At 41.3% G+C, this 11,813-nt stretch carries 8 protein-coding genes; 7 read left to right on the forward strand and 1 reads right to left on the reverse strand.

Features of this window, described 5'->3' with window-relative positions:
* The first annotated feature begins 378 nt into the window (after window positions 1-378).
* The 7 genes from ACOMA8_RS09220 (at window position 379) to trmD (ending at window position 10,733) form a co-directional block, all read left to right on the forward strand.
* On the forward strand, window positions 379-3,723 hold the full coding sequence (locus ACOMA8_RS09220; RefSeq protein ID WP_421370218.1) for a SpaA isopeptide-forming pilin-related protein: 3,345 nt from the start codon (window positions 379-381) through the stop codon (window positions 3,721-3,723).
* Window positions 3,724-5,277, forward strand: a complete 1,554-nt coding sequence (locus ACOMA8_RS09225; protein WP_421370220.1) for a SpaH/EbpB family LPXTG-anchored major pilin — start codon at window positions 3,724-3,726, stop codon at window positions 5,275-5,277.
* A 2-nt stretch (window positions 5,278-5,279) separates the two neighbouring features.
* The gene (locus ACOMA8_RS09230) at window positions 5,280-7,097 is read left to right on the forward strand and encodes a SpaH/EbpB family LPXTG-anchored major pilin (protein ID WP_421370222.1); all 1,818 of its coding nucleotides are present in this window, start codon (window positions 5,280-5,282) and stop codon (window positions 7,095-7,097) included.
* A gap of 158 nt (window positions 7,098-7,255) precedes the next feature.
* Complete coding sequence (locus ACOMA8_RS09235) at window positions 7,256-8,545, forward strand: class C sortase (protein ID WP_421370224.1); 1,290 nt, start codon at window positions 7,256-7,258, stop codon at window positions 8,543-8,545.
* Window positions 8,546-8,835: 290 nt separating this feature from the next.
* Complete coding sequence (locus ACOMA8_RS09240) at window positions 8,836-9,381, forward strand: DUF3267 domain-containing protein (protein WP_421370226.1); 546 nt, start codon at window positions 8,836-8,838, stop codon at window positions 9,379-9,381.
* A gap of 79 nt (window positions 9,382-9,460) precedes the next feature.
* On the forward strand, window positions 9,461-9,985 hold the full coding sequence (gene rimM, locus ACOMA8_RS09245; protein ID WP_421370228.1) for a ribosome maturation factor RimM: 525 nt from the start codon (window positions 9,461-9,463) through the stop codon (window positions 9,983-9,985).
* Window positions 9,975-10,733, forward strand: coding sequence for a tRNA (guanosine(37)-N1)-methyltransferase TrmD (trmD, locus tag ACOMA8_RS09250; protein WP_421370229.1), 759 nt, complete (start codon window positions 9,975-9,977; stop codon window positions 10,731-10,733). Before rimM ends, trmD begins: the two co-directional genes overlap by 11 nt.
* 63 nt (window positions 10,734-10,796) lie before the next feature.
* On the opposite strand, the gene ACOMA8_RS09255 is transcribed toward trmD, so the two are convergent.
* Complete coding sequence (locus ACOMA8_RS09255; protein ID WP_421370231.1) at window positions 10,797-11,303, reverse strand: GNAT family N-acetyltransferase; 507 nt, start codon at window positions 11,301-11,303, stop codon at window positions 10,797-10,799.
* Between the last annotated feature and the right edge of the window lie 510 nt (window positions 11,304-11,813).

Raw genomic sequence — 11,813 nt, forward strand, 5'->3', positions numbered from 1 at the left:
TTCTGTTTTTTTATTTTAAATATAATTGAAGGAATTTGATTAAAAAATAAAATAATGATTTTTTTCTATTAGTCAAAAAATAATGAGAAAAAATGAAATGGATGTTTATAGAATAACCCGTAGTCTATTCTAAAACATCTAAATTAGCTAAAAATTTACCGATATATAATGGTTTTTAGGATAAGAAAAGTCATGACTATAGATTAATCTAGAAAGAAAAAAATATTAAAAAAAACATTTTCTCTGTTTATCATGAACTGCGTTTTTTGTATCAAAATGTGAAAAAACGTTTTTTAAAAACAAGCCTTTTTTGTGTTTTATTATAATCTAAAGTAATATTGCACATGCTAGGGAAATTGTATAAAAGGGGGAATAAGTGTGGGAAAAAATCGAAAAAAGTTTTTGTTAGTTTCAGCACTATTTGTGTTACTTACACAAACTTTAATCGGGGCGCTGAGCGGTATCTCTGTTGTAGCAATTACTCAGCAAGAAACTGAAAAAGAACTGTTTCAAAAGAATGATTACGTACAAAGTACAGCTAGTTATTCACGGATCAATGAAAACAAAATTAAATGGACTGTTGTTCTGAAAAAGAGTGATAATGAGCAACGAACGCGATTCTCAGTTGAGCTGACAGCCGACGGAAATCCTGTGATTCCAGAAAATATCCAGACAGAAAATGAAGAAAATTCAAATTTAGCATTTTCTAACGTATTAGATGAAAGTAATCAAGCGAGCAATCGCATCTCAGAATCTAAAGAAGGCACAAATTTAGGGTCTGCAAAGCTGACATTTGAAACAGCAGCGAATTTTAAAGAAATGAAATTTAGTCCTAATCTGGTTAAAGTTGGTCAGGAAGGGGAGAACACTCTGGGGCAAATTCCAGCCACAATTTTTAATCTTGCTCCAGTCCAAACGACAGATGACAATCAGGCAGCTACAGGTACGGAAAATCCAGAGGAAACGATTCAACAACCTGTGGACCCAGAAAAACCAGAAATAGATGAAAATAGTAATTCAAGTAATCAAGAATCCTCAGAGAAATCATCTAATCCAGCGAAATCAGCTACTATGACTGAAGGCAAAACTGGGAATTCAAATGAATTAAAAACATTTTCAGAACCGCTATACAATATTCAAGCGAATGATGTTACAAGAGCAAGTAATCCAGAAAACAGTATTGGATCTACTGAGCCTGGGATAACTACCGGCATGAAAAATCAAGGCAAAGAATTTAAGTATAGAACTGATTCTAATGGGAGCTATCCGGAGTTTAATGATGCCTCAAATCATGGGGAGAACGTTCGGAATTATAACTATGGATCAAATGAAGATCCAAATTCTAGCCAGAACGCGACAGCTGTTAAACCTGGGATTGTAACGGGAGATCAGAATTTCAGTAATGGCTTTTTAGACTATGGTGATGCTGGACTAAGAAAGTGGGTAACCCAAGTACCTGGTAATCCTAATCAATTTGATATCACATTGGAAACTATTGGAAATGATATTTTTCCAATCCCAACTGTTAATATCACATTGGTGTTGGATGCTTCAATAAGTATGGGGGATATTGATAATAGAAATTCGAACTTCTATGCCCTAAATGGTGCTATTACTAATTTTGTTGATAGTGTGACAAAAGATACAGGGATAAATGCAAATGTAAGTGCTGTTTTCTTTGGTGGTTATCGTAGTTCTGGTACTGACATCAATGACGGGATAGTAGCAGATAGTAAAAAAAAGGATTCGGTTATTAAAGTTCCTTTTTCAAAAGATGGTAAACTCATTAAAACTGCTTTAAATAGGTTCAAAAGAAATAGCAATCCACAATATGCAACAAATTACACACCCATTCAGCAGGGATTGATTTCTGCGACTAACCAACTGACAGAACAAGCTAAAAATCAGCCTGGGAAAAATTACTTGCTATTCTTCGGTGATGGCACAGCAAACATTGCACTAGATACTGATGGAAACATTTTTCCTGCTGATAAAGATCAAGTCAACGGAAGTCCGGAAATAACGAATTACACAAACGAGTACATTAATAATACGCTAAAAGAAATTTGGGACGCTAACGGTATAGCTAGAGAGGCGGTTTTATATAACTACAGCTCTGGGAATGAGGCTGAGGCGCGCGCTAAGAGTACTTTGAAAGCAATTGTTGGAGAGAATAAAGCTGTTTATGAAGCTGGACAAAGTGATCAGTTGACTCAACTATTTAAAGGTTTAGGCGCATCGCTTTCAAAAACCATTCAAAGTGCAAACCTGGCAGACCCTCTGAGTGAATACGTAAGTTTTGTGAAGGGTTCACTGAAATCGGAAGGACTTAAACTGACAAGCTCTGGACTAGCGGGGTTACAAGCAGGTGACTATAATGCTGCAACCAATGCGAAGATTAGTTTTAATGAAAGAACTAAAACTATTGAAGGCTCAGGGATTTCTGTGGGGAAAAAGGATGGTTTACGAATAACTTATCAAGTTGAGTTAAAGGAACAATATCGTGACGGTAAATTTTATCTAGCAAACGGCCCCACATATCTAATGAATGGAACAGATAATCCTAATAAGGATAAAATTCATTATGCAATTCCCGCAGTAAGAGGAAATCCTAAAGTATCAACACTAAACATTCAGAAAACCAGTAACATCGAAGGTGGGAACGTTAAAGGTGCTGTTTTCAATCTGTATGTGAAGGATAGTCAAGATGCCGTAGCAAGTGTAATCTCTGATGAGACTGGGAAAGGCGCGTTTAAAACCAACGGGACTGAATATAAACTCGTTGCAAATACTTCATATGTGGTAAAAGAATTAACTGCACCAACAGGACATATAAAGACTGAAGCTGATTATGAATTTAACGTGCTACCAAATGGTACTGTCACTTTTACTGAAGGCCATGGCTTCTCATATGTTGATGGAAAATTGACATTAACAGTTGAAAACAAGTTTCAAGAGCTCACTTTGAAGCTCAAAAAAGTTAATGAAGCTGGTAAAAATCTTCCAAATGCCAAATTTGGTCTTTATCATGATGGAGAGAAAGATCCCATTGAAAGTAAGGAAACTAATGATAGCGGAGATATTGAATTCGAATATAAACTATCTCCTGGAACGTACTTTGTAAAAGAAGAAAAAGCTCCTTTAGGCTATCAAATTTCTGATGAAACGTGGACGTTTACAGTTCTAGAAGACGGAAGCTTATCTACTAAAGATGGATTTATTTTAAACGAGGGAGTCGTCTCTAAGGAAGTAAAAAATAGTCTGAAGGACTTTGATTTAACTGTAAATAAAGTGGATGAAAACAGTACAGCTTTATCCGGTGCCAAATTTGAACTGAAGCAGGTTAATCCTACCGGTAATACACCAGTGCCTGAGTCATCTAATGATGATGGAACATCCTTTACATTTGAAAAGCTAAGAGCCGGAGAATATGAATTAACTGAGACTGAAGCTCCTGAAGGATACGTAAAAGGAAAAACAGTAAAAATCATCATCAAAGAAGATGGTAATGTTTCTGTTTCGGGAGATTCTGATAATGATTTAAAGGTTGTGATCAATGCAGAAGGCAATAACACTATCTCCTTTAATGTTGTTAATAAGCCAAAAGTCCCACTCCCAGCGACAGGTGGTTCGGGTATCTGGCTGATTCTTCTGACTGGTGGCATTGCGGTGACAGCAGCGGGGATCTACTTCCTTCGTCGTAAAGATCAGGGGGTGGCATAAATGAAAAAAGTGATGAAAATTGCGTTATTTGCTCTCTTAGTGATTCCAACGTTACTGATTGCCGGTGGACGCGCAGAAGCAGCTGGTGAAGAAAATGTTGACTTTATTCTTCACAAAATCGTCTTTCCAGATGGTCAGCTACCTGAAGATCTTCCAAATATTGGTGATACGACAGGCGAACATGCTGATTTGTTGAAGGAATATCGCGGGTTAAATGATGTGACTTTTGCAGCCTATGATGTGTCAGAGGAGTTTTATCATTTGCGAAAAGAGGGGCAGTCTGTTGAAGATGCCCAAAATATTCTCAGCAATATGTCTGAAGACAAATTGGAAACATCCGCAGCAACGGCTGTCACACAAACTGTTGCAGGGGAAGAAGGTACGGCTCAGTTCCAGCTGCCTGCAAAAGACTCTCAAAACAGAGATGCTGTTTATCTGTTTCACGAAGCAAAAGCGCCAAGTGTCGTGAAGGAAAAAGCGAAAAATATGGTGGTTGTATTGCCGGTGTACTTGTCAGAGAATCAACCCCTGACTACGATTCATCTCTATCCGAAGAACGAGGAGATTCCTCATGAAAAGCCGAACTTCAAAAAAGAAGTTATTGGCAAGAATGCAAGTTATGAATTTGGCGATATCATTCCCTTCGAGGTAACCACGGAAATACCTTTGGACATTTTGGATTATAAGAAGTTTGTGATCATGGATGATTCTGATTCTGCCTTGCATTATCAAAAAGATAGTTTGAAACTGACACAAGAAGGCAACGAGCTTTCCGGTCTGTACAATGTCTCGACACGAGCAAACGGCTTTACAATTGACTTTACAGATATTAAAGCCCTCGGTGCATTTGCCGGTAAGACTGTGACAGTCAGTTATGAGATGCAGCTTGTCGCAGAAGTTTCGAAAACCGACCTATTTACGAACATAGCCAAATTGGATACCGACCATGAGACAATTGAACGAAAAGTCGAAGTAGAAACTGGCGGAATGAAATTCAAAAAAGTTGATTTGAAAGAACAAACGACCGGCTTGAAAAATGCTGAATTTCATGTTTTGAATAACAAAGACCAGCTGTTGACTAAGACCGAAGCCGGCTATGCATGGACGGAAGATTCAGCGGATAATCAGCTGGTAACCCTTGTTTCAGATAGCCAAGGAGCCTTTGAAATCAATGGATTAGCTTATGGGGAATACAGCCTGCAAGAAGTCAAAGCACCCGCTGGCTACCAATTGAGTAATCAACCTGTCACTTTCACAGTTAGTGCTGACAGTTATCAAAAAAGCGGGGACCTGCCGTTAAAAGTTGTCAACTTGCAAACAGAGGTGCCACCGACTGATCCAAGTGAACCAAATGAACCGAACGAACCGAATAAACCAAAAACTCCGGATACCGGTAAAGAACCGAAACAGCCAAAAACACATCGAACGGCTCGTTATCCGAAAACCAATGATACGGTTAATCATTCTATGATCTGGTTAGGCGCCATCTTGATCGCTGTGGTAGTGGTCATCTTGTGGCAGAACAATAAAAAAGCAGGGAAAAAGGAGAAATGAAAATGAAATCGAAATCGAGAAATAGAGCATGGGGAATCATTGCATCGGTAATTATGGTATTACCATTTTTACTGGGACTTGGCGGGTTTGCTACAAAAGCTAGCGCTGAAGAATTAGCAGCGGGTCAAGCGAATTTGATACTTCACAAAAAGAAGATGCTCACTGAATTAGATCCAACTATCCAAAACACTGGTGGTGTCATGACTGAGTTTGATCAATATCAAGGTCTGGGAGATGTTGATTTTAAATTATATGATGCTACAGAAGAATTCTATAGATTGCGTGCTGATGGAAAGACAGTTACAGACGCAGTTGCAGAAATTCAAGATTGGAAACCTACTGATGGTCCAATAGCTTCGGGAACAACAGATGCAAATGGAACTCTAACTTTTGAAAAAGTTGATAAAAAGCGCGACGGTAAAGATGCGGTCTATTTGATCGTTGAGTCACCCAAAGCCGGTGTAACCCCAGCAGCAAACATGGTTGTCACTTTCCCTGTCTATCAATTGAACCCAGACGGTAGTTATACTGATACCGAATTAAGCGAAATTAACCTCTACCCTAAAAATGTTGTTTCAACTCCGGGTAGCTTAATCGTTACCAAAAAAGGAACAGCAGATGGTAAGGAATTGAATGGGGCACAATTTGTTATCAAGCGTACCGTAAGCAATGCGACTCAATACATTGCTTCATTTGACAAAACGAGCGGATTGTATACTTGGACGGATAAGATTGACTCAGCAAAACGCTTTACAACTGAGGGTGAAGGGACATTTACAGTTGAAAATCTGGAAGTTGGCGACTACACTTTGGTCGAAGTTCAAGCTCCAAAGAATGCTGGAATGATCACAGCTGAAACTGAGAAAGATTTTAAAATTGAGGCTGATAAAACCGCGCCTGTAGAAGTTAGCGTAATAAATGATACGATTGTTGTCGATAAGTCCACAACTAAACCAGATTTCGAAGTAGGCAAAGCAACAACCTTTACAATCAAATTCAATATTCCAGAAGGCTTCCAAGACATATTGGCTAATGGTGAACGCCGCTACCCTTCACTAGTGCTGACCGATACGCATGATGCAGCATTGACTTTGAATGCGGATGGCAAGTCTACTATGACAGCCGGGGAGACATTTTTTACTAAGGACACTGATTATAAGCTTGTAGAAGCAGGAAATACTTTTACAGTTGAGTTGACAGCTACTGGCTTGGCAAAAGCACCTGCCGGAAAAGAACTCGTCTTTACCTATGAAATGTACTTGAACAAAGATGCAGTTGCGGATGGTACATTTAATAATAAAGTGACAGTTGAAACAGGTGGTTTGACTACTGAAAAAGATATCAACGTTACTACAGGTGGTAAAAAGTTTGTAAAACAAGATAGTGATAGTAAGACAGCTTTGGCAGGCGCTGTGTTCAAAGTGTATAAAGAAGATAAAGATGGCGAAGTGTTCTACCTTGTCGTCGATTCCGAAACGAAGGCTATCTCATGGGAAAGTGATAAGTCTAAAGGGACTGAATTCACTTCAAATGACGAGGGACGTCTTGAAGTAACTGGACTGGCATACGACACTTATTACTTGGAAGAAGTCAAAGCACCCGATGGTTACGTATTGCTGACAGAAGCACAGTCCTTTGAAATTGGAGAAGGATCTTACAATGGTGAGGGAGCAATCGCTGATACAGTAGTTAACAAACACAAAGGCACACTTCCTTCAACTGGTGGCATGGGGATCGTTGCTTTTGTAGCAGTCGGTATTGTAGCAATCGGTGGTGCGTATGTGTACTTTGCTAAAGGGCGCCGTCATATCGAAGGTTGATTGAAAGATGCTTAAGTGAGCGTTAGTAACAATTGCTTAAAGCGAGTGGTTTCAATAGAATAGTGAGATAGAAAAGTAAAAAATGCTCAGAGACGGTGGCCGGCTTGATTAGCTGCCGCCGTCTCCTGCTACATAGAATCAAAGAAAAGGTTGAGAAGATGGGACGAAAAAAAAACTCGGAGCAACAACCGCCGCAAAATCTGCAAAATGAGGGCGGTAATGAGACGCCAAACCAAACACGCAGTCAAAAAAAGGATAAAGCACCCAAACATACCAAACGATTGATCACCGATATTCTGATGATTGCTATCTTGGTTGCTGGAGTGATTGCGCTGCTATATCCATTTGTCAGTGACAAGGTCAACGAGATTTTGGATCAGCAGATTATTACCTACTATCAAAACAAGGCCAACAAGGAAAATGAAGCAGCATTGGCAAAGGTCAAAGCTGAGCAAGAGGCCAAGAATAAAAAACTGGCCAAAGAAGGCAGTAATCCCGGGGCAGATCCTTTTTCTGATGCCCGCAAGAAGGTCAAAGAAGAACCGACACCGGACTACTACCAGACCCATACGATTGGAATTATTCGCATTCCGAAGATCAACGTCAAGCTGCCGATTTTTGATGAAACGACGGATCTGTTTCTAAGTAAAGGGACGTCACTGCTGGAAGGAACTTCGTATCCAACAGGAGGCAAAGATACCCACAGCGTGATTTCTGGTCATCGAGGCTTGCCAGAAGCCAAACTGTTTACTGATCTGCCGGATCTCAAAGAAGGGGACCATTTCTATATTGAGATCAATAATGAGACCCACGCCTATGAAGTGGATCAGCTGAAGGTCATCGAGCCGACTGAAACGGAAGATTTGCATATCGAAGCAGGGAAAGACTTGGTTACCTTGCTGACGTGTACGCCGTATATGATCAATTCTCATCGCCTGTTAGTACGGGGGCATCGAATTCCCTACGTTCCGGAAATGAAAAAAGAACTGAACAAATCTGACAATGATCGTAAGCTGAAACAGATTTTGATTCTCGGTGGGGCAGTCGTGATTGTTATCTTGTTGCTTTGGCTATTTTCTCGTTGGTTGCGAGGTGTATTGATCAAAGGACGTCGCTACGAGCTGCTTTTTGTAATTCAAGATGAAGCAGGTCAGCCAATCAACGGACTGCAATTTGCATTGTATTCCAAAAATGGCAAAATTCCAGTGCAACGTGACGGCCAACAGTTGGCGGCTGTGACCGACGAGACTGGGCGCTTTGTAATTGCTGATGTGCGTGGTGGGCGATATCTAATTAAAGCTGTCGGTGATAGCAGCAGCAGCCTGCGCTTCAAAGCAAAAATCACTAAACCAAAGGCACAGCGCTTTACGCTGACGCCCCTTAAAACGAGCCCAGTCCGATTGGTGAAAGCCGATCAGGGTTATTCCATATTTATCCTCTCCCAATGAGTGCCGGCAGCCTCCTCCCTTTGGCGGTCGGCTACCCATAGCCGCCGGAAAAATCTGGCGGTTTTTTTGCTGTCCGGTGTGGGAGCATTGCGTGAGGAGGAAGAATGAAGGTGAAGCGACTTTGCCGGTGCTCAAGCAGGAAATTCGCGGCTCTTATCATTCGTGTCATAGGAATTTTAAGTAGGGGTTTAAAATTTCGTCAATATTCTGATGATTTTCAGAAAATGCACGGTTACACTTGCAGGATATGATATAATAACGGCAATTCATTAAAGACAGGAATGAGATCAGTGTATCTTTTTAAATCATATAACCTATTGGAAGGTTCTAAGACAGCCCTGCGTCTAAACTGGGGCGCATTGGTATTGTTTATCTTATTATTGGCGACTGCGTGGGTGCTGACAGACCGCTTGCAAGTTTCTATCAAGCATTTGGCTTTTGCGACAGATGCTTTGCTGTTTTTCGGCGGCTACTTGGGAGTCACGCTGCTTCATGAAGCTGTGCACGCACTTTTTTTCAAAGCCTTTGCGCCTGGGAAAAAGTTGGTACGAGGTGTCAAAAATGGCTTTTCTCATGTGACTAGTCCCAAAAGTCGCTACACGAAAGGGCAGTTTATTTGGATTACTTTGGCACCGTTTGTTCTATTATCTATGATTGGTGGAGTGCTTATGGCAGTGTTCGGTGTTTATTTTTGGCTGGGATTGCTGCTGATTACCCACGGGGCTTCTTGTATCGGGGATTTTTATTGGGGGTGGCGTCTGCGAAAAGCGCCGAAGACGGTCATGATCGAAGCCACCTCGCAAGGAATTGATCTCTATTTGCCACAAGTCAAGTAGCCAAGGTGCGGCCAACATGCTAAAATAAAACGGATCTGAAAAGAGCTGATCTGTTGAATCAACTAAGGAGGCGTCCATCGTGACCGAGTATTTAAATGTAGGAAAAATCGTCAACACTCACGGAATCCGTGGCGAAGTGCGGGTGATTTCCCAGACGGATTTTCCTGAAGAGCGTTATCAAAAAGGAGCTACACTCGTGTTGTTCCGAGAGCATAAAGCACCTTTAGAACTGACAGTAGCCGGCCATCGCAAACATAAAAACTTTGATCTGTTGACTTTTGAAGGCTATCCTAATATCAATGATGTGGAGCCGTTTCGAGATGGTATTTTGAAGGTCTCGAAGGAAGACTTGGTGGACCTTGAAGAAAATGAGTTTTATTACCATGAAATCATCGGGTTAACAGTAATAGAAGAAGACGGCAGGGTTATTGGCAAGGTTAAGGAAATTTTGTCACCAGGAGCCAATGATGTTTGGGTCGTTCAGCGCAAAGGACAAAAAGATGCGCTGATTCCTTATATCGAATCTGTAGTGAAAAAAATTGATTTGGAAAATGAAGTTGTGACAGTAGAAATTCCGGAAGGGTTGTTGGACGATGCGGATTGATGTATTGACACTGTTCCCGCGGATGTTTGAAGGCCCGATGGGAGAATCCATCATCGGTAAAGCACGGGACAAAGAATTACTGGAAATCAATGTCTCCAACTTTCGAGATTTCTCTGACAATAAGCACCACACTGTCGACGATTATCCCTATGGCGGCGGTGCGGGGATGCTTTTGAAAGTGCAGCCTATCTATGACAATATCAAAGCGATTGAAGCTGAGACCCCGGATACCAAAAAGCGGGTAATCTTGTTGGATCCTGCAGGCAAGAAATTCGATCAGAAACTAGCAGAAGAGTTTTCTCAAGAAGAGCACCTGGTATTTATTTGCGGACATTATGAAGGCTATGACGAGCGCATTCGAACATTGGTGACCGATGAAGTTTCATTGGGAGACTATGTTTTGACCGGTGGCGAGCTGGGGGCGATGGTTATGATTGATGCGACTGTCCGCTTATTACCAGAAGTTTTGGGGAATGAAACCTCTGCACAAACTGATTCTCATTCTACTGGTTTGTTGGAGCATCCCCAATATACTCGTCCTGCTGAGTTCAAGGGCATGACGGTACCGGAAGTGTTGTTAAACGGCAATCACAAGCTAATTGAAACATGGCGGCTAAAAGAATCTCTTCGACGTACTTATACCAGACGACCAGATATGCTGGAAAAATTCCCGCTGACACCTGAAATGGTGAAACTCTTAGCAGCAGTAAAAAAAGAGACAGCCGCAGAAAAAGACACAGAAAACTAAAAAGACAACTCAGAAACCCGCCTTGGTCCTTAGTTGACCGGTAGGGAGCCTGAGTTGTTTTTTTTAAGTTTCGACTGAGAGCGTGTCATCAATGTAATAAGCCATAAGGTATTCGTCCACCCAGCGACCGTCCAGCCAAAATTCTTTTTGCAGGAGACCTTCGTCCACGAAGCCGAGCTTTTTGTAAAAAGTACGGGCACCTGGATTCGTTGTGAAGACTTTCAATGATATTTTTCCGATTTTTTCTGCGGGGGCCCGGCGAATCAATTCCTCCATTAAGCGACGACCAACGCCTTGCCCTTGCGCTTTAGGGGCAATGCTGATGCCCAACTCCCATTGGCGGCTGTGTCCAGGCAGAGGGGAAGGGTGGTGATAGCTTACAGAACCCAAAACCTCGCCGGTGCTCTCGTCTTTGGCTATCAAAAGTTGCTGCCGCCAAAGTCCTTCTGCATAGCGGTCGAAATCCTCGTATTGAAAAAGCGCCGGGGTATTGTCACAAGTCCAAACAGCTTTGTCGATAGCCCAAAACTGGGGGATATCTTCTTGAAGCAACTTATCAGTGATAATCATGAAGCTCACTCCTTTTCCTAGTCTTTTCTTTAGTGTAGCAGAACTGACGACAACACCAAAACAGGACCGCTTACTTTTTCTTGAGAACAGCTGTTTTCCATGCTATGCTTTTTATAGGAGAAACAACCATGAAAGGACGGGATGCCAAAATGGCAGCGCCTGTACGATAATTCATCTTCCAAACGGATAAAAATAAGCTTCTAAGGGAGGTTTATTTGAGATGAATTTTTGTATAACTGATCCTGAAAAGGTGCGACAAGCAGAGTTTTTTGGGAGACGGCGGCTAGCGGTCTTTTTTTGCTTACGCAGAAATAATCTTTTCAGTTCAGTGGAAGGGTTGTTGAAAATGAATCAAAATCGTAATCTGCGTAACGAACTAAACAGGTTCTACAATATTTAGTGTTGGTGGAAAATCTCCGATTTTCTTCCAACACTTTTTTTGTATGCAAAGTATAGAAAAAGAGATACCCAAATTGATAGAATGAAGTCGACTAAAACACACTCACCAAG

The sequence above is a fragment of the Enterococcus infantis genome (assembly GCF_049166715.1).
GTDB classification, from domain to species: domain Bacteria; phylum Bacillota; class Bacilli; order Lactobacillales; family Enterococcaceae; genus Enterococcus_C; species Enterococcus_C leclercqii.